We start from the raw sequence: 25861 nt of genomic DNA, 5'->3' as shown, positions 1-25861 counted from the left end.
CCAAGGGGGCGCGGTTTCCGCTTGGGGCGGCCCGGCGCTGGAAACCTGCCTGACCTCACATGCTCGACATCCTGGCCATCACCGGCCCGATCTACCTCTGCATCGCGCTGGGCTACCTGGCCACCCGCCACGGCCTGTTCGACCGCGCCGACATGCGCGTGTTCGGCAAGTTCGTCATCAACCTCGCGCTGCCCGCACTGCTGTTCAACGCGCTGTCGCAGCGCAGCGTGGGCGAGATCTTCAACGGCCCCTACCTGCTGGCCTATGCGCTGGGCAGCCTGCTGCTGCTGTCGGCCGCCGTGCTCTGGTACCGCAAGCTCGGGAGCGAAGGCATGGCCCGCTCGGCCATCCTGGCCATGGGCATGGCCTGCCCCAACAGCGGCTATGTGGGCTACCCGGTGCTGCTGCTCACGCTGGGCGCGCCGGTGGCCGGCGTGGCGCTGGCGCTGAACATGGTGGTGGAGAACCTGCTGGTCATCCCGGTCCTGCTGGCGCTGGCCGACATGGAGAGGCACGAGGCCGGCCACTGGCGTCAGGTGGTGCTGCAGACGCTGCAGGGGCTGGTGCGCAACCCGCTCATCATCGCCATCGTCGGTGGGTTCCTGGTGTCGGCGCTGGGCATTCCGATGCCATCGCCCGTCTCGCGCACCGTCACGCTGTTCGCGCAGGCCAGCAGCGCGCTCTCGCTGTTCGTGATCGGCGGCAGCCTGGTGGGCCTGAAGTTGCAGGGCCTGCGCACGGCGGTGGCGCAGATCGGCGTCGGCAAGCTGGTGCTGCACCCGCTGTGCCTGCTGGCGGTGATGACCTGGCTGGTGCCGATCGGTGATCCGCCGCTGAAGGTGGCACTGCTGCTGACCGGGGCGATGCCGATGATGGGCATCTACACCATCCTGGCGCAGCGGCACGGCCACGAGGGGCTGGCCTCGGCGGCGCTGCTGGTGACCACCATGGCCTCGTTCTTCACGCTCAGCGGCCTGCTCTGGCTGCTGCGCCACAGTGCCGGCTGGCTGGGCTGAACGGCGCGTTCAGAGGCCCAGCGCGGTGCGGACCTGGCCAATCAGGTCCAGGGCCGCGCGCTGGGTCAGCGTGGCCGGGCGCTGCGAGCTGGTGGCCAGGCTGACGCGCGTGCGCAGCCGCGGCTCGATCGGGCGCATGCGGTAGGCCGAGGGCCGGATCGACGACACCACCGCCTGGCGCGAGAGCAGGGCCGCGCCCGCGCCGTCGGCCACCAGGTCGAGGATGGCCGAGACCCCGTCGATCTCCAGCGCCACGGTGGGTCGCAGCCCGATGGCGGCCATCTCGGCTTCCACATGCATGCGCAGCGCGTTGGGGCGGCTCGGGATCACCAGCGGCAGCGCCGCCACCTCGGCCAGCGGCACCGGCGGGGGCGGTGGCTCTTCGGCCAGGCCGGGCGGGCGCGGCTGCACCAGCAGCAGCTCTTCCTCCATCAGCGGCGTGATCTCGATGTCCGGCGCCGGCGTGGCGTTGTAGAGCACGGCGATGTCCAGCCGGCCGGTGTGCAGCCACTCCTGCATGGTGGCCGAGAGGCCTTCGCTGATCGAGAGGCTGGCCTCGGGCAGTTGCGCCCGGAAGGCGCGTGTCAGCGGCACCGTCATCACGCGCGCCAGGCTGGGCGGCAGGCCGATGGCCACGCGCCCCGCGAGCGCGCCGCGCACCCGGCCCAGCTCTTCGCGCGCGCGCTCCACCTGGTGGAGGATGCCGCGGCCGTGCTCCAGCAGCAGTTTGCCCGCGTCGGTGGGGGTGGCGCCGCGGCCGTTGCGGATCAGCAGGTTCTGCCGCAGCTCCACTTCCAGCAGGCGCACCTGGCGCGAGAGGGCGGGCTGCGCCACGTCCAGCGCCAGGGCGGCCCGGGTGAAGCTGCCCAGTTCGGCCACGCGCACGAAGTATTCGAGTTGTTTGAGGTCCATACAGGTCCCGCGGTGAGGACCTGATTATTCCACTCTGCGATAACCGGCGCCGGGTTATGTGTGGACGAAGGGATCAGTCCACCTTCACGCGGCCAGAGCTGATCACCGGCTTCCAGCGCTCGATTTCCGACGCGATGTACTTGCCGAAGGCCTCGGGCGTCGTCGGGTTGGCCACCGCGCCCTCGGCGCCCAGGCGCTTCTTCAGTTCGGCCGAGTTCAATGAGGCATTGATGGCCTGGTTGAGCCGGGCCACGATGTCGGCCGGTGTGCCGGCGGGCGCGACCACGCCGTACCACTGGTCGGCCTCGAAGTCCTTGAGGTCCAGGGCCTCGTTCACCGTGGGCACCTCGGGCAGGGCCTCGACACGCGCCTTGCCCGACACGGCCAGCGCCTTGAGCTGTCCGCTGCGAATCTGCGCGATCACGGCCGGCACGCCGGTGAACAGCACCTGCGTCTGGCCGGCCACCAGGTCGTTCACCGCGGGCGCCGTGCCGCGGTAGGGGATGTGCACCAGCGAGACGCCGGTGCGCATCTTCAGGTACTCGGTGGCCAGGTTGGCGGCGCTGCCGTTGCCGCCCGAGCCGTAGTTCAGCCGGCCGGGGTTGGACTTCGCGTAGGCGACGAACTCCTTCATGTTCGCCGCCTTGGTCGAGGGGTGCAGCACCAGCACATTGGGCACGTTGGCCACCCAGGCCACGGGTGCAAAGTCCTTGAGCGGGCTGTAGGGCAGCTTCGGATAGAGGCTGGGGTTCACGGCCAGCGTGCCGATGTGGCCCATGAGCAGGGTGTACCCGTCCGGTGCGGCCTTGGCCACCTTGTCGGCGCCGATGGCACCACCCGCGCCGGGCACGTTCTCCACCACCACCGACGCGTTCCAGGCCTTGCCCAGCTCCAGACCGATCGCTCGCGCCAGGATGTCGGTGCTGCCCCCGGGTGTGAAGGGCACCACCAGCCGGATCGGGCGGCTGGGATAGGCCTGGGCCAGGGCGGCCCCGGGCAGGGCAGCCAGCAGGCCGAGGGTGGCGAGGGAGATCCACTGGCCGAACAGCCGGCGGCGGGGCAGGGTGCGGTGCATGCTTGTCTCCTGGGAATGTTGTGAAACCAATCTAGCAGCGGGACGGGGCGCGTGTCAGTCGCCCCGGCATCTGGCAGCTATCGCATCCCGGCATGAGAGGGTGTCCTCATGATTTTTTGCGATATCTGGTAGAGGGTTATGTCGCTTGTGATGGCTTTAGGGCGGAACCAGAATGCGCAACCACCGAAAGCACCCAGGAGACCCGCGCATGAGCCTGCAGAAGCCCCTCATCATCGATTGCCACGGCCACTACACCACGGCGCCCAAGGCGCTGGAGAACTGGCGCAACCAGCAGATCGCCGGCATCAAGGACCCGGCCGCGATGCCGAAGGTCGCCGACCTCAAGATCAGCGACGACGAGCTGCGCGAGTCCATCGAAACCAACCAGCTCAGGCTGATGAAAGAGCGCGGCTCGGACATCACCATCTTCAGCCCGCGCGCCAGCTTCATGGCCCACCACATCGGCGACTTCAACGTGTCGTCCACCTGGGCCGCGATCTGCAACGAACTCTGCTACCGCGTCTCGCAGCTCTTCCCCGACCACTTCGTGCCGGCCGCCATGCTGCCGCAGTCGCCCGGCGTGGACCCGGCCACCTGCATCCCCGAGCTGGAGAAGTGCGTCAAGGAATACGGCAACGTGGGCCTGAACCTGAACCCCGACCCGTCGGGCGGCCACTGGACCAGCCCGCCGCTGACCGACAAGTCCTGGTACCCCATCTACGAAAAGATGGTCGAGTACGACATCCCCGCGATGATCCACGTCTCGACCTCCTGCAACGCCTGCTTCCACACCACCGGCGCGCACTACCTGAACGCCGACACCACGGCCTTCATGCAGCTGATCCAGGGCGACCTGTTCAAGGACTTTCCCACGCTCAAGTTCATCGTTCCGCACGGCGGCGGCGCGGTGCCCTACCACTGGGGCCGCTTCCGCGGACTGGCGCAGGAGATGAAGAAGCCCCTGCTGAAAGACCACCTGCTGAACAACGTGTTCTTCGACACCTGCGTCTACCACCAGCCGGGCATCGACCTGCTGACCAAGGTGATCCCGGTCGGCAACATCCTGTTCGCCTCCGAAATGATCGGCGCCGTGCGCGGCATCGACCCCGAGACCGGCAACTACTACGACGACACCAAGCGCTATGTGCAGGCCACCGGCAACCTCAGCGACGAGCAGCGCTACCAGGTCTACGAAGGCAACGCGCGCCGCGTGTTCCCGCGCCTGGATGCCCGCCTCAAAGCGGCTGGCAAATAAACCATTCACAGACCCGAGGAGAAAAACATGTACGAACTGGGCGTTGTCTACCGCAACATCACCCGCGCCGACCGCGCGGCCGCCGACGGCCTGGCCGCGCTGGGCTCGGCCACCGTCCACGAAGCCATGGGCCGCGTCGGCCTGCTCAAGCCCTACATGCGTCCCATCCAGACCGGTGTGCAGGTCAGCGGCACCGCGGTGACGGTGCTGCTGCACCCCGGTGACAACTGGATGCTGCACGTGGCTGCGGAGCAGATCCAGCTGGGCGACATCGTGGTCGCGGCCATCACCGCCGAGTGCACCGACGGCTACTTCGGCGACCTGCTGGCCACCAGCTTCCAGGCCCGTGGCGCCCGCGCGCTGATCATCGACGCCGGCGTGCGCGACGTGAAGACGCTCAACGAAATGAACTTCCCGGTCTGGAGCAAGTGCATCTCCAGCAAGGGCTGCATCAAGGAAACCCTGGGCTCGGTGAACATCCCCGTGGTCTGCGCCGGCATGCTGGTGACGCCGGGCGACGTGATCGTGGCCGACGACGACGGCGTGGTCTGCGTGCCCGCCGCGCGCGCGGTGGAAACCCTGGCCGCCGCGCAGAAGCGCGAGAGCTTCGAAGGCGAGAAGCGCGCCAAGCTGGCCTCGGGCATCCTGGGCCTGGACATGTACAAGATGCGCGAACCGCTGGCCGCCAAGGGCCTGCGTTATATCGATTGAGGAGACGGCATGAGCAAAACAACGTCAGGTGACTTCACCAAAACCGCTGGCTGGCTCGACTGGTACACCGGCCCGTCCAAGCCAAAGTTCCAGCTGCCCGCCGGTGCCGTGGACGCGCACTGCCATGTGTTTGGTCCGGGCGCCGAATTCCCCTACGCGCCTGAGCGCAAGTACACACCCTGCGACGCCAGCAAGCACGAGCTGTACGCGCTGCGCGACCACCTGGGCTTTGCCCGCAACGTGGTGGTGCAGGCCACCTGCCACGGTGCCGACAACCGCGCCATGGTGGACGCCTGCCTGTCCAGCGGCGGCAAGGCGCGCGGCGTGGCCACGGTCAAGCGCTCGGTGACCGACGAAGAGCTGCAGCAGCTGCACGCCGCCGGTGTGCGCGGCGTGCGCTTCAACTTCGTCAAGCGCCTGGTCGACTTCACGCCCAAGGACGAGCTGATGGAGATCGCCGGTCGGATCGCCAAGCTGGGCTGGCACGTGGTGATCTACTTCGAGGCCGTGGACCTGCCCGAGCTGTGGGACTTCTTCACCGCGCTGCCGACCACCGTGGTGGTGGACCACATGGGGCGGCCCGACGTGAGCAAGCCCATCGACGGGCCGGAGTTCGACCTGTTCCTCAAGTTCATGCGCGAGCACCCCAACGTCTGGAGCAAGGTCAGCTGCCCCGAGCGGCTGTCGGTCACCGGTCCCAAGGCGCTCAACGGCGAACAGGCCGCCTACCAGGACGTGGTGCCCTTCGCGCGCAAGGTGGTCGAGGAGTTCCCCGAACGCGTGCTGTGGGGCACCGACTGGCCGCACCCCAACCTGAAGGACCACATGCCCGACGACGGCCTGCTGGTGGACTTCATCCCGCAGATCGCGCCGACCGCCGAGCTGCAGAAGAAACTTCTGGTCGACAACCCGATGCGTCTCTACTGGCCCGAGGAGGTCTGACATGGCACTCGACAAACCCTACAAGGACGTGCCCGGCACCATCATTTTTGACGCCGAGCAAAGCCGCAAAGGCTACTGGCTCAACCAGTTCTGCATGAGCCTGATGAAGGCCGAGAACCGCGAGAAGTTCAAGGCCGACGAGCGCGCCTACCTCGACCAGTGGCCGATGACCGAAGAGCAGAAGCAGGCCGTGCTGGCACGCGATCTCAACTGGTGCATGCGCACCGGCGGCAACATCTACTTCCTGGCCAAGATCGGTGCCACCGACGGCAAGAGCTTCCAGCAGATGGCGGGCTCCATGACTGGCATGACCGAGGAGGAATACCGTGCCATGATGATCAACGGCGGCCGCAGCGCCGAAGGCAACCGCGTCATCGGCGAGGACGGCGACGCGCAGGCGCACCGCCAGCCGCAGGGTGCGGCCGGCAAGAACAAAGGAGCCTGAACATGGCCAAGATCACCGCATCCGTTTTCACGTCCCACGTGCCCGCCATCGGCGCGGCCATGGACCTGGGCAAGACCCAGGAGGACTACTGGAAGCCGCTGTTCAAGGGCTACGAGTACTCCAAACAGTGGATGAAGGACAACAAGCCCGACGTCATCTTTCTGGTCTACAACGACCACGCCACAGCCTTCAGCCTGGAGATGATCCCGACCTTCGCCATCGGCACCGCGGCCGAGTTCACGCCGGCCGACGAAGGCTGGGGCCCGCGCCCGGTGCCCAAGGTGATCGGCCATCCGGAGCTGGCTTCGCACATCGCGCAGTCGGTGATCCAGCAGGACTTCGACCTGACCATCGTCAACAAGATGGACGTGGACCACGGCCTGACCGTGCCGCTGTCGCTGATGTGCGGCGAGCTCGACCCGAAGAAGGACGCCTGGCCCTGCCCGGTGATTCCGTTCGCGGTCAACGTGGTGCAGTACCCCGTGCCTTCGGGCAAGCGCTGCTTCGCGCTGGGCCAGGCCATCCGCAAGGCGGTCGAGAGCTTTGACGAAGACCTCAACGTGCACATCTGGGGCACGGGCGGCATGAGCCACCAGTTGCAGGGCGCGCGCGCCGGCCTGATCAACCGCGAGTGGGACAACCACTGGCTCGATCTCATGATCAACGACCCGGTGGCCTGCGCCAACACGCCGCACATCGACTACGTGCGCGAGGCGGGCAGCGAAGGCATCGAACTCGTGATGTGGCTGATCGCCCGCGGCGCCATGTCCGATGTGGTCGACGGCAAGGTCGTCGGCCCGGCGCCCGTCGTGAAGCACCGCTTCTACCATGTGCCCGCGTCCAACACCGCCGTCGGTCACGCCATTCTTGAGAACGCATAACCCGAGGAAACCACCATGACCATCAAAGTCGCACTCGCCGGTGCCGGCGCCTTCGGCGTCAAGCACTTGGACGGCATCAAGAACATCGACGGTGTCGAAGTCGTGTCGCTGATCAGCCGCGATCTGGAGAAGACCAAGGAAGTCGCCGACAAGTACGGCATCGGCCACATCACCACCAAGCTCGAAGATAGTCTGGCGATGAAGGAAGTCGACGCCGTCATCCTCTGCACGCCGACGCAGATGCACGCCGAGCAGACCATCGCCTGCCTGAAGGCCGGCAAGCACGTGCAGGTGGAGATTCCCCTGGCCGACAGTCTCAAGGGCGCGCAAGACGTGGTGGCGCTGCAGAAGCAGACCGGCCTGGTGGCCATGTGCGGCCACACCCGCCGCTTCAACCCCAGCCACCAGTACGTGAACCAGAAGATCACGGCAGGCGAGTTCAACATCCAGCAGATGGATGTGCAGACCTACTTCTTCCGCCGCACCAACACCAACGCGCTGGGCCAGCCGCGCAGCTGGACCGACCACCTGCTGTGGCATCACGCCGCCCACACCGTGGACCTGTTCGCCTACCAGTGCAACAGCCCCATCGTGCAGGCCAACGCCATCCAGGGCCCGATCCACCCGACCCTGGGCATCGCCATGGACATGAGCATCCAGCTCAAGGCCGCCAACGGCGCGATCTGCACGCTGAGCCTCTCGTTCAACAACGACGGCCCGCTGGGCACCTTCTTCCGCTACATCGGCGACACCGCGACCTACATCGCGCGCTACGACGACCTGTTCACCGGCAAGGAAGAAAAGATCGACGTGAGCAAGGTGGCGGTGTCCATGAACGGCATCGAGCTGCAGGACCGCGAGTTCTTCGCCGCGATCAAGGAAGGCCGCGAGCCCAACTCCAGCGTTGCCAAGGTGTTCAACTGTTACCAGGTGCTGCATGACCTTGAAAAGCAGTTGAACGCCTGATTCCCTATCATCCGTTCCAGCGGCCCCATGCCATCGGCTGGGGCCTTTGTCATTTCAAGAGGACCACCATGCAACAACGCCCACTCGGACCCTTCACCGTCAGCGCCATCGGCCTGGGCTGCATGAACATCTGCCACGCCTACGGCGCGCCTGTCTCCGAACAGCAGGCCGAGCGTGTGCTGCTGGGGGCGCTGGACGCGGGCGTGACGCACTTCGACACCGCGGCGCTCTACGGCTTCGGTGCCAGCGAAACGCTGGTCGGCAAGGTCCTCTCGAAACACCGCTCGAAGTTCACGCTCGCCAGCAAGTGCGGCATGCAGGGCGTGCCCAACGAGCAGGGCGTGAAGGTGCGCGTGATCGACGGTCGGCCCGCGACCATCAGGGCCACCTGCGAAGAGGCCTTGAAGCGTCTGCAGACCGAGGTGATCGACCTCTACTACCTGCACCGCTGGGACAAGCAGGTGCCCATCGAAGACAGCGTGGGCGCGCTGGCCGACCTGGTGCGCGAAGGCAAGATCCGCAGCATCGGCCTCTCCGAAGTGTCTGCGCCGACGCTGCGCAAGGCCCACGCGGTGCACCCCATCGCTGCGCTGCAGACCGAGTACTCGCTGTGGTCGCGCAACCCCGAGATCGCGGTGCTCAAGGCCTGCCGCGAGCTGGGCGTGAGCTTCGTCGCGTTCAGCCCGGTGGCGCGCGGTTTCCTGTGCGGCCCGATGGACGTGAACGCCTTCGATGCCAAGGACATCCGCCGCAGCATGCCGCGCTTCTCGCCCGAGAACTACGCGAAGAACCAGGCCCTGCTGCCGGCCTACAACGCCATCGCGGCCGAGGTCGGCTGCACGCCGTCGCAGCTCGCCATCGCCTGGCTGCTGCACCAGGGCGAGGACATCCTGCCCATCCCCGGCACGACCAGCGTGGAACATCTGATGGACGACATCGGCGCGGCGAACGTGGTGTTGTCGGCCGAGGTGATCGCGCGGCTGAACGTGCTGATCAACCAGCACACCGTGCACGGCGACCGCTACAACGCACAGGCCAACAGCGAGGTGGACACCGAGACATTCTGAGTCCGGAGCTTCCGCGCCGCTTCAGCCCTGGTTGAAGCGCGCCGGCCGCTTGTCCAGCCGGGCCCGCATGCCCTCGTGTTTGTCGGGGCTGGCGAACGCGGTCTGGAAAGCGTTGCGCTCGTATTCGAGCCCGGCCGACAGCGGCGTCTCCAGCGCCATCAGCACCGATTCCTTGATCAGCCGCAGCGCGACCGCCGGCAGTTCGCACAGCTGCTGTGCCAGCGTCAGCACCCGGGCCTCGACCAACTCGTCGTCCAGCACCTCGGCCACCAGGCCAATGCGCGCCGCCGTGTCGGCGTCGATGGGCTCGCCGAGCAGCAGCAGCTTCATCGCGCCGTGTTTGCCCAGCGCGCGGGTCAGGCGCTGCGTGGCGCCACCGCCGGGCATGATGCCAACCTTCACCTCGGGCTGACCGAAGCGCGCGCTGCGCCCGGCCAGGATCAGGTCGGCGTGCAGCGCGAGTTCGCAGCCGCCGCCCAGCGCATGGCCGCGCACCGCCGCGAGCACCGGCGTTCGGCAGGCGGCAATGGCGCCCCACAGCAGGTCGTGCCGGCGCCGCAGCAGGTCGATGGGCGTGGCGTCCACGTACTCACCCAGGTCGGCGCCGGCGCAGAAGGCCCTGGACCCGCCGGCCAGCACCACCACGCGCACCGCCGGGTCGGCGTCGAGCCGGCGGAAGGCTTCGGCCAACGCACGGCGCAGATCGAGGTTGAGCGCATTGAGCACCTCGGGCCGGTGGAGGCGCAGCAGCACCACGCCGTCGAGCGGCCGCTCTTCGATCAGGACTTCGCTCATGCGCTGCCTCCGCTGAACACCGGCGCGCGCTTTTCGAAGAATGCCGCCACGGCTTCGGTGTGGTCGGCCGTGTGATGCGCCGGCCCCTGCAACCGACCCGCAGCGTCCAGGGCTTCGTCCAGCGTGCCGGTGCGCGCCTGCTGCAGCAGCTGCTTGGTCCAGCGCAGCACCTGCGGCGGGTTGGCGGCGATGCGACCGGCCAGGGCCAGCGCCTCCGGCAACAGCGCTTCGGGCGGCACCACGCGCGAGACCAGGCCGATGCGCAGGGCTTCTTCGGCGTCGATGGGGTCGCCAGTCAACGCCAGCTCGGCCGCTTTGGCATGACCCACCGCGCGCGGCAGCAGCCAGCACCCCCCGTCGCCCGGGACGATGCCAACCTTCACGAAGCTCTCGGCGAAGCGGGCGGTGGTGGCAGCGATGCGCAGGTCGCACATGCAGGCCAGGTCGTTGCCCGCGCCAATCGCCGGGCCGTTCACGGCTGCGATCAGCGGCACCTGCAGCCGCGCCAGCGCGCGCGGAATGCGCTGGATGCCCTGGCGGTAGCGCTCGGTGATCTCTTCAGGCGTGCCGGCGAACATGCCGGTGCGGTCGCGCATCTCGGCCACGTTGCCGCCCGAGCAGAAGGCGGTGCCGGCGCCGGTGAGCACGGCGGCGCGCACCGACAGGTCGGCGTTGAGTGCATCGACCAGCGATTCGAAGGCCGCGAACATGTCTTCCCCGCTGAGCGCGTTGCGCGTGTCGGGCCGGTTGAGCGTGACCAGCGCCACGTGGCCGCGGCGGGTGATGAGCAGGGGAGGGTGATTCATGTGTGGTTCCGTTGATTGACGATCCGGCGCCGGGCCGCCCCAAGCCGGATCAGCCCCCTCGGGGGGCAGCGACCCGCGCAGCGGTGGAGCGTGGGGGTTCATATGTGTTCAATCGCCATGGCCACGCCCTGGCCCACGCCGACGCACATGGTGACCAGCCCGTAGCGGCCGCCCGTGCGTTGCAGCTGCCGAGCGGCGGTCAGCACCAGGCGCGCACCGCTCATGCCCAGCGGGTGGCCGAAGGCGATGGCGCCGCCGTTGGGGTTCACGTGCGGGGCGTCGTCGGGCAGACCCAATGCGCGGGTCACGGCCAGACCCTGTGCGGCGAAGGCTTCGTTGAGTTCGATCACGTCGAAGTCGCTCACGCGCAGGCCGGTCTGCGCCAGCAGCTTGTGCACGGCGGGCACGGGACCGAAGCCCATGATCCGTGGCGCGATGCCGGCGCTGGCGCAGCCCACGATGCGCGCCAGCGGTCGCAGGCCGTGTCGGGACATGGCCGCTTCGCTGGCCAGCAGCAGGGCGGCAGCGCCGTCGTTCACGCCTGATGCGTTGCCAGCGGTCACGCTGCCGTCCTTGCGGAAGGCGGGCTTGAGCGCAGCCAGGCTCTCGGCCGTGGTGTCGGCGCGCGGGTGTTCGTCTTCGGTGATCTGTGTGACGGTGCCTTTGCGCCCCGCGATCTCCACGGGGGTGATCTCAGGCGCGAGGACACCCGAGCGCATCGCGGCCGCCGCACGCTGCTGGCTGCGCAGCGCGAACGCATCCTGGTCGGCGCGCGAGATGCCGTGTTCCTGCGCCACGTTCTCGGCCGTCTCGCCCATCGCGTCCACGCCGTGCAGCTGTTCCATGCGCGGATTGACGAAGCGCCAGCCGATGGTGGAGTCGTGGATCTCGGCATGGCGCGAAAACGCGGCCATGGGTTTGGGCATCACCAGCGGCGCGCGGCTCATGCTCTCGACACCACCCGCGATGGCGATCTGTGCCTGGCCCGCGTGCAGGGCGCGCGCCGCCTGCGCCACGGCTTCCAGGCCCGAACCGCAGAGCCGGTTCACCGTGACCGCCGGCACCTCGACCGGCAGGCCCGCGAGCAGCGCGCTCATGCGCGCCACGTTGCGGTTGTCCTCGCCGGCCTGGTTGACGCAGCCGCAGATGAGCTCGTCGATCAGCGCCGGGTCGAGGCCCGGATGCCGCGCCATCAGCGCCCGGATCGGGATGGCGCCCAGGTCGTCGGTGCGCACCGACGACAGCGCGCCACCATAGCGCCCGATCGGTGTGCGCACGCCGTCACAGAGAAAGGCGTTCATGCTCACAGGCCCAGCACGCGTTCCGCGTTCCCGTGCATGATCTTCTCCATGACCTCGGGCTTGTAACCCAGCTCGTCCCACTCGCGCAGGATGCGTTCGTAGGGCAGGCTGGGGTAGTCGCTGCCGAACATGATCTTGTCCTGCAGGCGGCCGCGGATGTCGACCTTGAGGTTGCCCGGGAAGTGCTTGGGCGCCCAGCCCGACATCTCCCAGTACACGTTGCCCTTGTGCAGCGCGACGGCCGTGGTCTCGTCGACCCATGGCCAGCCGGGGTGGGCCATGATGATCTTGAGGTTCGGGAAGTCGGCCGCCAGCTGGTCGATGTGCTGGGGGTGGGCGTGGCGCACCAGGGCGCCGTGGCCGCCGGGCATGCCCGCGCCCATGCCGGTGGTGCCCACGTCGATCATCACCGCCGCGCCCATCGCGTTGATCTCTTCGAACAGCGGGTAGTAACGCCGGTCGCTGACACCGAAGTGCTGCATGATGGGGTGGAAGTGGAAGCCGATGAAACCCAGCTCCTTGATGGCCTTGCGGGCCTGGATCATCGCGATCTCGCCCTTGGCCGGTTCCACCGCGCCCCAGCACTGGATGATGCGCTGCGGGTTCCGTTTCCACATGCCGTGCACGTATTCGTTGGTGCAGGGCGGGGCGGCCACGGTGGTCTCCAGGTCGAGCGCGACGAGGCAGGCCTCGACGCCGGCGCCGGTGAATTCGGCCACCACGTCTTCTTCGCTCTTGCCCACCCAGTCGCGTTTCCAGTAGCGGGCCAGTTCGGCCGGGTAGGGGCCTTGTGATTCGATCCAGGTGGGTGTGCCGGGGTAGCAGTGCAGGTCGATGATGCGCATGGTGTGTCTCTCGTCGTGAATGAGGTCAAAGGGTGGCGGCAGCACCCACAGTCGCCGCTTGTTCGTCCTGCAGCTTGCGGGCGACCAGTTCGCCCAGGGCCTTCTTGGACACCTTGCCGAAGGTGGAGACCGGGAAGTCGGGCAGCACTTCCAGCCGCTCGGGCAGCTTGAACTTGGCGATTTCCTTGGTCAGCAGAAAGCCCACCAGTTCCTTCAGGTGCAGCGTGTGGCCAGCCTTGAGGATCACGAAGGCGCACATCCTTTCGCCCATGGCCGCGTCGGGCATGGGCACGCAGGCCACGTTCTGCACCGCGGGGTGCATGAGGATCAGGTTCTCCACCTCTTCGGCGCTGATCTTTTCGCCGCCGCGGTTGATCAGGTCCTTCTTGCGGCCCTCGACGATGTAGTTGCCGCTGGGATGCTTGCGCATCAGGTCGCCGGAGCGGTAGAAGCCCTCGGGCGTGAACTGGCGCGCGTTGTACTCGGGCACGCCGTAGTAGCCGCGCAGCGTGTACGGGCCGCGCACGGTGAACTCGCCCACCTCGCCGTCGGGCACCTCGCGGCCTTCGTCGTCGAGCAGCAGCACCTCGTCGTCCGGGCAGACCGGGCGGCCGCAGGTTTCCAGCTTCACTTCTTCCGGGTCGCTGGCGCGCACGAACATCAGCGTGCCTTCGGACATGCCGAAGTTCTCCTGCACGAACACGCCGGGGATCAGCGCGCGCGTCCTGGCGCGCACCTCGGGCTGCATGCGCTGGCCGCCGCTCTGGATCAGCTTCAGGCTGGACAGGTTGAAGTGCTCCACCGCCGGGTCGTTGATCAGGCGGATCAGCAGCGCCGGCACGACCTTGAGGTGCGTGACCCTGTGCTTCTCGATCAGCGCGAACATCTCCACCGGCTTGGTGTTGCCGTGAAGGACCACCTTGGCGCCCTTGAACAAAAAGCCCTGGATGCCCGGGCAGGCCAGCGGCAGGTTGTGCGCGATGGGCAGCACCAGCAGCAGCGTCGAGTCGGCCGTGATCTCGGTGACGTCGGCCGCGACTTTGGAGTTGTAGGCGTAGTCGTTGTTCGTGCGCGGGATCAGCTTGGGGATGCCGGTGGTGCCGCCCGAGAGCTGGAAGATGCAGGGGTCGGTCGGGTCGATGCGGATCTCGGCCAGGCGCGAGGCGGGCAGCGTGGCGGGCTTGCGGATCAGTTCGCGCAGCGAGACTTCACCCGCGCCGGCTTCGCCGAGCACGATGCGGAACTTCAGCGACGGGTGCTCGTTCTGCACACGCTGAATCACGGGCGCGAAGACGAAGTCGCCCGCGGTCTCCGGGTAGACCGCCGTGGTGGCACCCGAGAGCTGCACGAACTGGCTGATCTCGGCGTAGCGGTGCGTGACCAGGGCGGCGATCGGGATGCAGCCGATCTTCTGCAGCGCGAAGTACAGCACCACGAACTCGTGCACGTTGGGCAGGGTGGGCACCACGCGGTCCAGCGGCTGCAGACCGAGCTCCAGCAGGTTGAGTGCGAGGTTCGAGCTGACGCGGTCCAGTTCGGCGTAGGTGTAGACGGTGTCGCCGTCGATCAGCGCCACACGGTCGGCGAAACGCGCGAACACGTCGGCGAACTCCTGCGCCAGCGACCGGTCCTGCCAGTAGCCTTTGGCGCGGTAGCGCGCAGCGAACTCGGGGGGAAAGGGTACGAATCCTTCAAGCATGGGAGTCTCCTTGGGGTGTCAGGTCGAACTCGTGAAGCCACCGTCGATGACGACCACTTCACCGGTCACGAAGCGCATGCCGGTGATCAGGTTCAGCATCACCTCGGCCACGTCGTCGGCCGTCACGCAGCGCTTGAGCGGTGTGGCCTTGGCGCGCGCGCCCATGAGCGCGTCGTACTTGTCGCCCAGCATGCGTTCCATCCAGTCGCCTTCCATCCAGCCCGGGGCGACCGCGTTCACGCGGATGTCCGGCCCCAGGTTCCAGGCCATCGTCTTGGTCAGGCTCACCACCGCGGCCTTGCTGGCGGCGTACGGTGGCGGCTGCGGGCCGGGACGCAGGCCCACGATGCTGGCGGTGTTGACGATGCAGGGCTCGCCGCCGACGTCCTTGCTCTTGCGCAGCAACTCCACCGCCGCGCGCGTCACCTGGAAGTTGCCGCGCACATTGACCGCAAAGGTGCGGTCCCAGGCGTCCATGTCCAGGCTGTCCAGGTCCTTGACCTTCCAGTTGGCGGTGGTGCCGGCGTTGTTGATCAGGGTGTCGAGATGGCCGAAAGTCTCGCCCACCTTGGCGAGCATCTGGCGCACGGCCGCGTCGTTGCTGACGTCGCACTGCAGCAGCAGGGTCTGGGCGCCCAGGGCCTGGGCTTCTTCGGCCACGGCCTGGGCTGCCTGGGCGCTCGATGCGTAGTTGATGGCGACGTCGAAGCCGGCGCGGGCCAGGGCCAGCACGGCGCTGCGGCCGATGCCTGTGCCGCCGCCGGTGACGAGGGCTTTCTTGCGTGGTGTCATGAAGGGTCTCCGGTTGAAAAAGGGTAAGCAGGGTCCGGACCCCGGCGGTCCGGGGCCTTGGAGATGCAAAAAAGGGATGGCCTACTGGGCCTGGATGCCCAGGTCTGCGACGAGGCGCTTCATGGCCTTCTGCTGTTCGTCGAAGAAGTCGGCCGCAGCCTTGACGCTGTCCTGCCGCGGGTAGACGCCCATCTCGGTCAGGCGGGTGCTGACCTCGGGCGAAGCGGTGATGCGGTTGACGTCGGCGTTGATGCGGTCGACCACCGCCTGCGGCGTGCCGGCGGGCACGATGATCTGGAACCAGCCAATCGCTTCGTAGCCCGGGTAGGTTTCGGCCACGGCCGGCACGTCGATGCCGGGCAGGCGCTTGGCCGAGGTCACGCCAATGGCGCGCAGACGCCCCGACTTGACGTGCTGCAGCAGCCCGGGCACGCCGTCGATGGTGAGCGTCGCATCGCCCGAGAGCACGGCGGCCACGGCTTCCGGCGGTGCGCGGAAGGGCACGGTGAACAGGCCCATGCTCCCTGCCTTGTTCACCATCTCGCCCGCGAGATGGGGCAGTGAATTGAGCTGCGGCGCCGCGAAGTTGAGCTTGCCCGGGTGGGCCTTGGCCTGTTTGGCCAGATCGGCCACCGACTGGATGCCGCTGCTGGCGGGCACCGCGAGCATCAGCGGGCTGATGCCCACGGTGGCGGCCGAGCTGAGTTCGGTGTCGGGGTTGAACTGCGGGTTCTTGAACACCAGCGGCGTGATGGTGCCCATGGCCGCAGGAACGAAGCCGATGGTGTAGCCATCGGGCGCCGACTTGGCCAGGGCCGACATGCCGGGAATGCCGCCCGCGCCCGGCCGGTTGTCCACCACCACGCCCTGGCCCCAGGCGGCGGCGAGCTTCTCGCCCAGGATGCGCGCGATCACATCGGGCGCGGCGCCGGCGCCGGCCGGCACGATCATGCGCACCGGCTTGTTGGGCCAGCCTTCTGCCAGGGTGGTGGTGCTGGCCAGGGCCAGCAGGGACAGGGCCGCCGCCTGGACGAGCCGGCGCTTGGAGGTGATGGGCATGTGGTGTCTCCGTTGTCTATTCGTGTGTCCCCGACATGGGGTGGAGCGGACTCTAGGGAGATGCGGGGATTCCAATAAGATGGCGCAATATCAAAAGTGATTCGATTCAAGAATCACCCGGTCCGGAGTCCCAGCCCATGAAACTCGAACAGCTCCAGCACCTGATCGCCATCGTCGAACATGGCAGCCTGCGCGCGGCCGCGCGGCGGCTGGACGTGCCGCAACCCGCACTCACGCGCAGCGTTCGGGCGCTGGAGCGGGAGCTGGGGGTGGACCTGTTTGCGCGCCAGACCACGGGCATGGTGCTGACGGCCGAGGGGGGGCGTTTCCACCGCCGGGCCTGCGCCATTGCCAACGAGGCTCGGCGCGCGCGCGAGGAGGTGCAGCAGCCCGGGCCGGACTACGAGGGCACGGTGTCGGTGGCGCTGTCCATCATGCCTCACCTGGGCATGCTGCCCGAGGCGCTGCCGGTGTTCCGCCGCACCTACCCCAAGGTCAAGCTGAGCATCACCGAGAGCCTGCTGCCGGCCGTCGAGGGCTCGCTGCGCGAGGGCAGCATCGACTTCTATCTGGGGGCCGCACCGCGCCTCAAGCCCGCGCCGGGCCTGGCGCTGCAGCACCTGTGCGACAACACGCGCGTGGTGGTCTGCCGCAAGGGGCATCCGCTGGCGCGGGTGCGCAGCCTCAAGGCGCTGGCCGGCGCCGAGTGGGCCGCCACCACCATCGACCACAACGCCGAAGAAGACCTGGCGCGGCTGTTCGGCGCCCACGGTCTCGAAGCGCCGCGCGTGATGCTGCGCGCCCACTCGGCGCTGTCGGTGCAGGTGGCGCTGGCGCAGACCGACCTGCTGGCCATGCTGCCGAAGCAATGGACGAGCTTTGCGATGACGCGCGACGTGCTGGACTTGATTCCGGTGAGAGAGGTGCTGCCGGCGCCGGCCATCGTGCTGGTGCGCCGGCCCGACCTGCCGCTGTCGCCGCCGGCCGAGTTCTTCAGCGACGTGCTGCTGCGCGGACTGCCGCGCGGCTGAGGCTGTTCGGTTCAGCCGCCCGTGCAGCGGCGCACAAAGGCGGCGAGCGGTTCACCCACGGTGGTGTCGTCGCTGCCCAGCGAGGCGCCGGGTGTGAAATGGTCGAGCCCCGCCCACCAGTGCAGCTCGGGTGAAAAGCCGTGTTTCGTGACCAGACGCGCGAACAGCTCGCCGGCCTGCACCTGCATCTGCCGCAGGTCGCGCTCGGCGGCGGCGATCAGCAGGGGAAAGGGCGCCGCGTCCACTTGGTCGACGATGCTGGCCTTCGACCACAACGTCGGGTCATCGCCGAAGTAGGCGTTGTTGCGCATGTCGGGCTGTGCGATGCCGAGCGCCTGCGGGGCCAGGGCCTCGAGACCTGCGTTGTACGGTCCCGAGAGCAGGGCCGCGCCTGCGATGCGCCATCCCGGCGGCTGGAAGCGCGTCATCAGCGTGGCCGCGGCCACGTGCGCCGCGCCGGCCGATTCGCCTGCCAGCACGATCCGGTCCGGGTCGCCGCCCCAGTGGCGCGCGTGGCCCCGCACGAAGCGCCAGACTGCGGCCACATCCTCCGGCCCACTGGGCCAGCGGCATTCGGGCGCGAGGCGGTAGTTCGCGAGCACGGTCACAAAGCCCTGCGACGCGCCCCAGGTGCCGACGTTGCCGCGGTCGGCCTTGTGCCCACGAATGAAGCCGCCACCGTGGAAGAACACCAGCATCGGCGCGCCCACCGCGCCCGGGGGCGTGTACACATCCAGCCGGTGCCGGGCGTGCGGGCCGTAGGCGAGTTCGTCAAGGATGGGCTGATCAGGGCTCATGGGCGGTCCGGAAGCGACAAGGCCTGCACTCTAGGGTGCAGGCCCCGCTTCTGCCAGATGCGGTCGGGCCGCCGGTGATTCGCTCAGCGCATCACCTCTCCCTCACCGCGCCTTCAGAAACTCCCCCACCTCCAGCAGGATCAGCTCGTTGTCGTCGGCCTTGTTCGGATCGCGGCTGCTGGAGAAGGGCAGGTTGTTGTCGTTGCCGACCACGATGTGCGTCGCATCCACGATCTCCACGTTCTCGATGGTGAAGAACGGGAAGCTCAGCTTGCCGTTCACCAGCGGCTTGCGCGCCAGCTTGTTCGGGTCGGCGATGTTGAGCAGGTCAATGTGGCCGATCTTGCGCAGCGGGCCGCCCACGTTCGCGTCGCTCAGTTCCACCTTCACCACGCGCTTGAACTTGGGCAGGTCGTGGAAACAGTCGCTGCGCTTTTCGGCTTCGGGACAGGCCTTGTCGGGTGTGCCTTCGCCGTTGTCGCGCTCGATGATCAGGCCTTCGGTGGGGCTGATCATGTTGAAGTCGCCGATGGCATGGTGGTTGGCGTCGAGCACGTACTTCCAGTGCCGGCCGGTCCACTGTTCGGCCTTCACGTCGAACTCCAGCACGCGCAGGAACTGCTTGCCGTCCAGCTGCTCGGGTGCCTTGGTGGCCTCGTCCCACAGCGCGCCTTCGAGCAGGGCATACAGCTTGCTGCCGTCGGGTGACGAAGCCAGGCCTTCGTAGCCCTTGGAGCGGCGCGACTGGAACTTCAGCTCGCCGTTCGGCGCGCCCGGGGTGGTGACCGAAGGATGGTCGGGCGAGACGATGGTCTTGCCGTCCACCTTCGTGTCGATGACGGCCCGTACCCGGCCCTTCATGTCGGCCTTGATGAGGTACGGGCCAAACTCGTCGCCGATCCAGAAGTGCCCGCCAGCGATCTGGAAGCCTTCGGTGTCGAAATCGGAGCCGGTGAGGTAGCGCTGCTTCGTGCCTTCGTGGACGATGCGGAACGGCACCTTCTTGTCGGGGTCGTGCAGGAACACGGTCTGCAGGCGCTTGAACTGGCCGCTCTTGAAATCCACCGCGTAGCGGTTGAGGAAGAGCGCGAAGTCGGGCGAATTGGCCTTGGAGCCGGCGCCGTTGTCGGTCAGCAGCCAGAAGCTGCCGTCGGCCATGCGCTTGATGCCCGAATGGCCCTGCACCGGCTGGCCCTTGAAGGGCAGCGACACGCCGGTGGGGCGACCCGCGGACTTGCCTTCCACCGAGCCGATGGCTTCGACGCGCTGGCCGGTGGTGAACTTGCCGCTGACCTGCAGGTCGGCCGGCGCGTCCTTCGGCGCTGCGATGAAGGTTTGGGCCGGCAGTACCGCGTGGCCCGCGAGTGTGGCGGTGTGGGCGGTCTGTGCGTGGGTGTGGCCGGCGGCCAGGATGAGCAGGGCGGGCAGAAACCGGAGGGTGGGGTGCATGGTGTCGTCGGGTGAGGGTTCGGATCGGCGGTGAAGCCGCACAGCCGCGCAGCTTCGCCGCGCGCCGTGAAACCCGGACGACAGGTGTGTGACGGGGCCGTGAAGGCCTGCTCAGGCACCGCCGCGGAACAGCGAGAAACCCCAGGCCGTGAACTTGAACGGCAGGTGGTAGTGCTGCGACACATCGGCGATGTGGAAGCGGTAGGGCACCACCTCCAGGAAGCCGGGGCCGGCGCCGCCGTGGCCCTGGGCGCGGTAGAAGTCGCCCACGGCAAAACAGACCTCGTAGCCCCCGGCCGTGATGGCCTCGCTCATCAGGGCCGGGTGCTGCAGCGTGCCGTTGGCGCCGATGCCACCGTCGGCGATCAGGGGGCCGGCCGGACGACCGTCGGCGCCCAGGCGCTGCACGGTGACGCGCAAGCCGGCGGCGACGCGGCCGCTGGCGACGTCGACGCAATGGATGGAAAGTCCGCCGCCCATGGCTCAGTTCAGGCGCGCGCCTGAGGCCTTGACTTCCGGTGCCCATTCGGTGACCTGGTCGGTCACGAACTTCGAGAACTCGGTCTGGCTCATCTTCTCGGGCGACACACCAAGGTCGGCCAGGCGCTTGGCGACATCGGGCCGCGCCACCACCTCGGCCACCGCGGCGTGCACCTTGTCGACCACGTCCCTGGGCACGCCCGCCGGCGCCGAGATGCCGAGGAAGTTCTCGGCCAGCAGCTTGGGGTAGCCGGCCTCCACCACCGACGGCACCGCGGGGGACATCGGTGCGCGGGCCCGCGAGGTGACCGCGATGCCCACCAGCTTGCCGTCCTTCATGTAGGGCACGTTCTGCGTCAGCGTGTCCACCGCGAACTGCAGCTGGCCGCCCAGCAGGTCGGTGTGCATCGGCGACGAGCCCTTGTACGGCACGTGTTCCATCTTCAGCTTGTACTGGTTCTTGAACATCTCACCGACGATGTGGCCGATGGAGCCGACCCCGCCCGAGCCGTAGTTCACCGGCTTGTCCTGCGCGCCGATCCACTTGATGAGTTCGGGCAGGGTCTTGGCCGGCACCGAGGGATGCACCACGAACACGTTGGGCACCGAGCCGATGTAGGCGATGTGGGTGAAGCTCTTGACCGGGTCGTAGGGCGCCTTGTCCATCATGAAGGGCGAAATGCTCATGGGCGCGGTGTTCGACAGCAGCAGGGTGTAGCCGTCGGGCGCGGCGCGCGCCACCTCGTTGGCGCCGATGGTGCTGCCGGCACCGGGCTTGTTCTCCACGATCACGGTCTGGCCCAGCTTCTCCTGCAGGCCGGGCTGCAGCAGGCGCGCCACGATGTCCGACGAACCGCCGGGCGCGAAGGTCACGACGATGCGGATCGGCTTGGCCGGCCAGGCCTGGGCATGCACGGCCGGCAGGGCGAGCGGCAGCAGTGCTGCGGCGGCGAGGAGGGTGCGGCGTGGCGTGTTCATGATGGGGTTCCTGCGTGGGTGGTGGGGCTGAGGGATGAGGGTGAAACGGCGTCGTCGGAGACCATGCGTTCGAGCCGTCCGCGCACCACCTGGCCGACCTGGTCGAGGGCAATGCGGCGTTCGGAGTTGGCGTCGTGGCCCAGGCGCTGTTCGCCGTCGGCCAGCACCGAGTCCAGCGAGGCGTGCAGGCGCAGCGCGGCGATGAACGGAAAGCCAAAGCGCTCGCGGTAACGGCGGTTCAGTTCGTCGAGGCGGCGCACGGTGGCGGCGTCCAGCCGCAGCAGGCCCAGGCGGCCCTGCTCGGACTGCGAGTCGGCGGTCATGGTGCCCGCGCGGGCCTCCTGGCCGGCCAGCTCGGGGTGCACCCGCAGCAGCGCGAGCTGTTCCGCGTCGCTGGCGCCATGGATCTCGGCGGACAGGGCGTCGAACAGGGCCTGGCGGGTGCCGAAGGGCCGCCGGTGCCAGGCCCGGCGGGCGACCCAGGGAGAGTGTTCGACCACCGCGCCAAGCAGGGCCACGAAGGACGTTTCGTCCAGTGTGCGGACCGACGCCATGCTCAGGGAGACGGGGGACGGGCTGTTCATGATGGCCGCAGTGTGCGGTTGGCCAGCATTGCTGTCCATCGCATAATTGGACACATTGCGTGCTGATTTTTGGAACAGATGAGCAACCTCAACAGCCTGCTGCATCCCAAGGCGCTGCGCTATCTGGCGGCCGTGGCCCAGCTCGGTTCGGTGCAGGCGGCGGCGCGCGAGGTGTCGATCTCGGCCTCCGCCATCGACCGGCACATCCTGCTGCTCGAAGAAGGTCTCGGACTGCCGCTGTTCGAGCGCCAGCCGCGCGGCATGCGCCTGACGGCTGCCGGCGAGCTGCTGCTGGCGCTGTCGCAGCGCTGGAAGGCCGACCTCAACCGCACGCTCTCGGACATCAAGCACCTGCAGGGCGTGAGCCACGGTCAGCTGCGGCTGGCGGCGATGGACAGCCACACCAATGGCTTCCTGCCCGAGTTCGTGCAGCTGGTGGCGCAGGAGTACCCTGGGGTGGTGCTGGAGATCGACGTGCTCAGCCCGGACGAGGCGGTGCAGCGCCTGCGCGAGGGCGAGGTCGACCTGGCCATCGTGTTCAACCTCAAGCCCTCGCGCGATCTGCACATGGTGGCCAGCGCCGATCTGCCGCTGGGCTGTGTGGTCGCGCCGGACCACCCGCTGGCGGCGCAGACCGAGGTCGGGTTCAAGGACGTGGCCGCCTGGCCGCTGGCGGCGCAGAGCCGGGCCCTGGCGATTCGTCGCTATCTGGAGAAGCGCCACAACTGGCTGCTGCAGGAGGCGCGGCCCCCGCTGGTCACCAACTCGCTGCAGCTGGTCAAGCGACTGGTGCGCAGCGGGAGCCATGTGGCGCTCACCTCCGAACTCGACGCCGGCCCCGAGATCCTCAAAGGCCAGCTGCGCTTCATCCCGTTGCAGGACCGCAGTGCCCAGCCGCAGACGGTCGGTGTGGCCATCAGCGCCACCCGCGCGCAGCCCCGCATGGCGCGGGTGGTGGCCGAGCGGCTGGGGGTCCACCTGGCCGACTACCTGGTCCGGGTCCGGGGTGCCGGGGGCGAAACAATTCGAAAAAAAGCGAGACCGCGCCGACACCCGCCGGGGTAGGGCGCCCGGCACCATGGCGGTCATGTTCAACACGTTCCTTCGAAGGAGCACCGCCATGAAACCCTGGATCAAGAGAAGCCTGATCGCCCTGGCCTCCGTTACCGTCGTGCTCGGCGGCCTGACCGCGTGCGGCACGCGCGGCGACCACGCCCGCGGCTGGAGCGACGAGCGCGTCACCGAGGTGCGCGGCAAGGCGATCGAGAAGATCAGCAGCAAGCTCGATCTCAACGCCGAACAGAAGGCCAAGCTGGGTGCGCTGGCCGACGAGATGATCGCCTCGCGCAAGGCCTTTCGCGGCGAGTCGGCCAATCCGCGCGCCGACATGGCCGCGCTGATCGCCGGTGACAAGTTCGACCGCAGCAAGGCGCAGCAGATGCTGGAGCAGAAAACCACCGTGCTGCAGGGCCAGGGGCCGAAAGTGGTGGCCGCCTTCGGCGACTTCTACGACAGCCTCAACCCCGAGCAGCAGAAGCAGGTGCGCGAGAAGCTGGAGCGCCGTGGCCATGGGTGGTGGGGCCGTGGCTGACGCCCTGCACGCGATCGCACGGCAGGTCCGCCCGCACACGGCGGCCCTGCTGGCCGACGCCGACGATCCGCACGCCGAGCTGCTGACCCTGTTCTGGGGCCCGCAGTTCGACCGGGAACACGCGCTCGCCCTGTGGGCGCGTTTCTCACGGCGCGAGCCGGTCGAGGCTGTTCCGATGCTGCCGGAACTGCTGGCGGTGGGTGAGCGCTTCGATGCGCTCGAACGCACCGAGAAGGACCGGCTGCGCCGGCTCATCGTCCGCCACCGCGCCCTGTCAGAATGATCCGATGAACCGCATCCTGCTGATCGACGACGACGAAAACCTCGGACCGCCGCTGGCCACCTACTTCCAGCGCTTCGAGATCCAGTTGGTCCATGCCACGCGGCCCAGCGCCGGACTGGCCCAGCTGCGCAGCGGCGGCTTCGACGCCGCCATCCTGGACGTGATGCTGCCCGAGATGGACGGCTTCGAGCTGTGCCGCACCATCCGCAAGGACAGCGACATCCCGATCATCATGCTGACCGCGCGCGGCGAGGTGATGGACCGCATCGTCGGCCTGGAGATCGGTGCCGACGACTACCTGCCCAAACCCTTCGAGCCCCGCGAGCTGGTGGCGCGCATCCAGACCGTGCTGCGCCGCCTCAAGCCCAACGGCAACGGCCACACGGCGGTGCTCAGCGCCGCGCCGACGCTGAAGTTCGAGGGGCTGGAGATCGACACCGCGCGCCGCAGCGTGATGCGCCAGGGCGAGACGATCGAACTGACCGGCACCGAGTACGAGCTGCTCGCCATGCTGGCGCGCGAACCCGGCAAGGTGTTCAGCCGCGACGACATCCTCAACCAGCTGCGCGGTCACGAGGCCGAGCTCTACACGCGCGCGGTCGACATCGTGGTCAGCCGCCTGCGCAAGAAGCTGGAACCGCTGGACTGCATCAAGACCCTGCGCAACGCGGGCTACTCGCTGGCGCTGCGGCGGGAATCCGAATGAACCGCAAGAAGATCTCGGCCTGGAAGCGGGCCAAGCACCGTGTGGCGCACTCGATCAAGCTGCGCATGGTGCTGGTGTTCCTGCTGCTGGCGGCGGGCATGACCTTCGTGTTCTTCACCGGCGCCCAGCGGGCGTTCACGATGGGCTGGCGCGAAGCCGCGCGCCCGCTGCTCATGGACTACGTCGACCAGCTGACCCGCGAGTGCACCGCGGGTGGGCCGACGCCCAGCGTCGAACGCGCGCGGGCCATCATCGGGCGCCTGCCGCTGACGATCTCCATCACCGGCCCGCAGATCAACTGGTCGTCGCACCCCGACCAGCCGCCTCCCGACTGGCTGCGGGACAAACCCGACGCAGGGCTGTCACGGCGGGGCGACGATGCCGACAACGGACCTGACTGGCAGGGCATTCTGCAGCGCACCACCGCCGACGGTCATGTGCTCACCTTCGGCATCAACGGCCAGGCTTTCGAGCGCAAGCCCCGCATGATCGGCTTCGCGCTCACCGGGCTGCTGGTGCTCACGCTGCTGGCCTGGATGTACGTGCGGCACCTGCTCAAACCGCTCGACGCCATCGGCGAGGGAGCGCGCCGCTTCGGCAAGGGCGACTTCAGCCAGCCGATTCCCGAGCGCTGCATCCACGGTCCCGACGAACTGGGCGAGCTTGCGACCACCATCAACACCATGGGCCAGGACATCCACCAGATGCTCGAAGCCAAACGCGCGCTGCTGCTGGCGATCAGCCACGAGCTGCGCAGCCCGCTGACCCGGGCGCGCCTGAACGCCGAGCTGCTGCCCGAAACCGCGGACGTGAACCCGCAGCGCGACGCCCTGTTGCGCGACCTGCAGGAGATGGCCGCGCTGATCAGCGACCTGCTCGAGAGCGAGCGGCTGGCCGGCAATCACACGGCGCTGCAGCGCGCGCCCACCGACCTGCCCGCGCTGGCCCGGCAGGTGATCGGTGAGCTCCAGGCGCGGCACCCGGCCGCGGCCAAGGTGGCGGTGCAAGCTCCGGAGGGCATGCCGGCTGTGCCGGTGGATGCCTCGCGCGTGCGGCTGCTGCTGCGCAACCTGGTGGACAACGCGCTGCGCCACGGAGCCGACGCCGCCGAACCGCCTTCGGTGACGATCACGCCCGAGGCGGGCGGGGTGGTGATCGAGGTGCGCGACCACGGACCCGGGGTGCCCGATGAACAGTTGGCCCACCTCGCGCAGGCCTTCTACCGCCCGGACAGTGCGCGCACCCGTGCGGCCGGTGGTGTGGGACTGGGGCTTTATCTGTGCCGCCTGGTGGCGAAGGCCCATGGCGGCAGTTTTGCGGTGCGCAACGCGAAGCCCGGGCTGGCCGTCACGGTGACGCTGCCCGGCGCCTGAGGTTCGCGGGCCCCGGTTCAGC

Annotated in this window: 28 protein-coding genes; 14 read left to right on the top strand and 14 right to left on the bottom strand. The window is 68.3% G+C overall.

The genetic code is table 11. The features are described from left to right. Positions 1 to 59: 59 nt before the first annotated feature. Positions 60 to 1016: an AEC family transporter gene (locus RCO38_RS01050; protein WP_308326455.1), complete on the top strand. Its 957-nt coding sequence runs from the start codon at positions 60 to 62 to the stop codon at positions 1014 to 1016. A gap of 9 nt (positions 1017 to 1025) precedes the next feature. Here the strand turns inward: RCO38_RS01050 and RCO38_RS01045 are convergent, their stop codons facing one another. Together RCO38_RS01045 and RCO38_RS01040 are read right to left on the bottom strand one after the other, a co-directional pair. Further along, positions 1026 to 1928, bottom strand: coding sequence for a LysR substrate-binding domain-containing protein (locus RCO38_RS01045; protein ID WP_308326454.1), 903 nt, complete (start codon positions 1926 to 1928; stop codon positions 1026 to 1028). 73 nt (positions 1929 to 2001) lie between these two features. Further along, positions 2002 to 3003, bottom strand: a complete 1002-nt coding sequence (locus tag RCO38_RS01040; protein ID WP_308326453.1) for a Bug family tripartite tricarboxylate transporter substrate binding protein — start codon at positions 3001 to 3003, stop codon at positions 2002 to 2004. 208 nt (positions 3004 to 3211) lie between these two features. Here RCO38_RS01040 and RCO38_RS01035 point away from each other — a divergent pair, with 208 nt between their 5' ends. From RCO38_RS01035 to RCO38_RS01005, 7 genes are all read left to right on the top strand, one after another. Next, complete coding sequence (locus RCO38_RS01035) at positions 3212 to 4258, top strand: amidohydrolase family protein (RefSeq protein WP_308326452.1); 1047 nt, start codon at positions 3212 to 3214, stop codon at positions 4256 to 4258. A gap of 27 nt (positions 4259 to 4285) precedes the next feature. Beyond that, on the top strand, positions 4286 to 4969 hold the full coding sequence (gene ligK, locus RCO38_RS01030) for a 4-carboxy-4-hydroxy-2-oxoadipate aldolase/oxaloacetate decarboxylase (protein WP_308326451.1): 684 nt from the start codon (positions 4286 to 4288) through the stop codon (positions 4967 to 4969). 9 nt (positions 4970 to 4978) lie between these two features. Beyond that, entirely contained in the window at positions 4979 to 5911 is a 933-nt protein-coding gene (locus RCO38_RS01025; protein WP_308326450.1) for an amidohydrolase family protein, read from the top strand. A gap of 1 nt (position 5912) precedes the next feature. Further along, a complete protein-coding gene (gene ligA / locus RCO38_RS01020) occupies positions 5913 to 6356 on the top strand; it encodes a protocatechuate 4,5-dioxygenase subunit alpha (RefSeq protein WP_308326449.1) in 444 nt (147 codons plus the stop codon). Positions 6357 to 6358: 2 nt separating this feature from the next. Next, entirely contained in the window at positions 6359 to 7237 is an 879-nt protein-coding gene (locus tag RCO38_RS01015; RefSeq protein WP_308326446.1) for a class III extradiol dioxygenase subunit beta, read from the top strand. Between the two features lie 15 nt (positions 7238 to 7252). Then, entirely contained in the window at positions 7253 to 8203 is a 951-nt protein-coding gene (locus tag RCO38_RS01010; protein ID WP_308326445.1) for a Gfo/Idh/MocA family oxidoreductase, read from the top strand. 68 nt (positions 8204 to 8271) lie between these two features. Next, positions 8272 to 9270 (top strand): aldo/keto reductase, encoded by a 999-nt coding sequence (locus RCO38_RS01005; RefSeq protein ID WP_308326444.1) that lies wholly within the window; start codon positions 8272 to 8274, stop codon positions 9268 to 9270. Between the two features lie 21 nt (positions 9271 to 9291). On the opposite strand, the gene RCO38_RS01000 is transcribed toward RCO38_RS01005, so the two are convergent. From RCO38_RS01000 to RCO38_RS00970, 7 genes are all read right to left on the bottom strand, one after another. Then, entirely contained in the window at positions 9292 to 10065 is a 774-nt protein-coding gene (locus RCO38_RS01000) for an enoyl-CoA hydratase-related protein (RefSeq protein WP_308326443.1), read from the bottom strand. Next, positions 10062 to 10871, bottom strand: coding sequence for a crotonase/enoyl-CoA hydratase family protein (locus tag RCO38_RS00995; RefSeq protein WP_308326442.1), 810 nt, complete (start codon positions 10869 to 10871; stop codon positions 10062 to 10064). The genes RCO38_RS01000 and RCO38_RS00995 overlap by 4 nt, the downstream gene beginning before the upstream one ends. 98 nt (positions 10872 to 10969) lie before the next feature. Further along, entirely contained in the window at positions 10970 to 12172 is a 1203-nt protein-coding gene (gene pcaF, locus RCO38_RS00990) for a 3-oxoadipyl-CoA thiolase (RefSeq protein WP_308326441.1), read from the bottom strand. Positions 12173 to 12174: 2 nt separating this feature from the next. Beyond that, a complete protein-coding gene (locus RCO38_RS00985) occupies positions 12175 to 13017 on the bottom strand; it encodes an amidohydrolase family protein (protein ID WP_308326440.1) in 843 nt (280 codons plus the stop codon). Between the two features lie 25 nt (positions 13018 to 13042). Further along, positions 13043 to 14716, bottom strand: a complete 1674-nt coding sequence (locus tag RCO38_RS00980; protein ID WP_308326438.1) for a (2,3-dihydroxybenzoyl)adenylate synthase — start codon at positions 14714 to 14716, stop codon at positions 13043 to 13045. Between the two features lie 18 nt (positions 14717 to 14734). Further along, positions 14735 to 15508: an SDR family NAD(P)-dependent oxidoreductase gene (locus RCO38_RS00975; RefSeq protein ID WP_308326437.1), complete on the bottom strand. Its 774-nt coding sequence runs from the start codon at positions 15506 to 15508 to the stop codon at positions 14735 to 14737. 81 nt (positions 15509 to 15589) lie between these two features. Further along, positions 15590 to 16567, bottom strand: a complete 978-nt coding sequence (locus RCO38_RS00970; protein WP_308326436.1) for a Bug family tripartite tricarboxylate transporter substrate binding protein — start codon at positions 16565 to 16567, stop codon at positions 15590 to 15592. Between the two features lie 137 nt (positions 16568 to 16704). Here RCO38_RS00970 and RCO38_RS00965 point away from each other — a divergent pair, with 137 nt between their 5' ends. Then, positions 16705 to 17598, top strand: a complete 894-nt coding sequence (locus RCO38_RS00965) for a LysR family transcriptional regulator (protein WP_308326435.1) — start codon at positions 16705 to 16707, stop codon at positions 17596 to 17598. Between the two features lie 11 nt (positions 17599 to 17609). Here the strand turns inward: RCO38_RS00965 and RCO38_RS00960 are convergent, their stop codons facing one another. The 5 genes from RCO38_RS00960 to uraD form a co-directional block, all read right to left on the bottom strand. After that, positions 17610 to 18395 carry an alpha/beta hydrolase gene (locus RCO38_RS00960; RefSeq protein ID WP_308326434.1) on the bottom strand — a complete coding sequence of 262 codons (786 nt, stop codon included), beginning with the start codon at positions 18393 to 18395 and terminating at the stop codon, positions 17610 to 17612. A gap of 102 nt (positions 18396 to 18497) precedes the next feature. Further along, positions 18498 to 19844, bottom strand: a complete 1347-nt coding sequence (locus RCO38_RS00955) for an esterase-like activity of phytase family protein (RefSeq protein WP_308326433.1) — start codon at positions 19842 to 19844, stop codon at positions 18498 to 18500. Between the two features lie 111 nt (positions 19845 to 19955). Beyond that, complete coding sequence (locus RCO38_RS00950) at positions 19956 to 20324, bottom strand: hydroxyisourate hydrolase (protein ID WP_308326432.1); 369 nt, start codon at positions 20322 to 20324, stop codon at positions 19956 to 19958. 3 nt (positions 20325 to 20327) lie between these two features. After that, a complete protein-coding gene (locus RCO38_RS00945; RefSeq protein ID WP_308326431.1) occupies positions 20328 to 21302 on the bottom strand; it encodes a Bug family tripartite tricarboxylate transporter substrate binding protein in 975 nt (324 codons plus the stop codon). Beyond that, a complete protein-coding gene (uraD, locus tag RCO38_RS00940) occupies positions 21299 to 21886 on the bottom strand; it encodes a 2-oxo-4-hydroxy-4-carboxy-5-ureidoimidazoline decarboxylase (RefSeq protein ID WP_308326430.1) in 588 nt (195 codons plus the stop codon). Before uraD ends, RCO38_RS00945 begins: the two co-directional genes overlap by 4 nt. Before the next feature lie 78 nt (positions 21887 to 21964). On the opposite strand from uraD, the gene RCO38_RS00935 reads away from it, so the two are divergent. The 5 genes from RCO38_RS00935 to RCO38_RS00915 are packed head-to-tail and all read left to right on the top strand — an operon-like array spanning position 21965 to position 25839. After that, positions 21965 to 22951, top strand: a complete 987-nt coding sequence (locus tag RCO38_RS00935) for a LysR family transcriptional regulator (RefSeq protein ID WP_308326429.1) — start codon at positions 21965 to 21967, stop codon at positions 22949 to 22951. A 55-nt stretch (positions 22952 to 23006) separates the two neighbouring features. Then, complete coding sequence (locus RCO38_RS00930) at positions 23007 to 23477, top strand: Spy/CpxP family protein refolding chaperone (protein WP_308326428.1); 471 nt, start codon at positions 23007 to 23009, stop codon at positions 23475 to 23477. Continuing rightward, on the top strand, positions 23470 to 23760 hold the full coding sequence (locus tag RCO38_RS00925; RefSeq protein ID WP_308326427.1) for a hypothetical protein: 291 nt from the start codon (positions 23470 to 23472) through the stop codon (positions 23758 to 23760). The genes RCO38_RS00930 and RCO38_RS00925 overlap by 8 nt, the downstream gene beginning before the upstream one ends. 4 nt (positions 23761 to 23764) lie before the next feature. Next, complete coding sequence (locus RCO38_RS00920) at positions 23765 to 24466, top strand: response regulator transcription factor (RefSeq protein WP_308326426.1); 702 nt, start codon at positions 23765 to 23767, stop codon at positions 24464 to 24466. Next, positions 24463 to 25839: a HAMP domain-containing sensor histidine kinase gene (locus tag RCO38_RS00915; RefSeq protein ID WP_308326425.1), complete on the top strand. Its 1377-nt coding sequence runs from the start codon at positions 24463 to 24465 to the stop codon at positions 25837 to 25839. The genes RCO38_RS00920 and RCO38_RS00915 overlap by 4 nt, the downstream gene beginning before the upstream one ends. Positions 25840 to 25861: the final 22 nt, after the last annotated feature.

This window comes from Hydrogenophaga pseudoflava, from assembly GCF_031020795.1.
Taxonomy (GTDB): domain Bacteria; phylum Pseudomonadota; class Gammaproteobacteria; order Burkholderiales; family Burkholderiaceae_C; genus Hydrogenophaga; species Hydrogenophaga pseudoflava_A.
The sequence above is the reverse complement of the archived record's forward strand: the minus strand, read 5'-3'. Positions and strand labels throughout refer to the sequence as shown.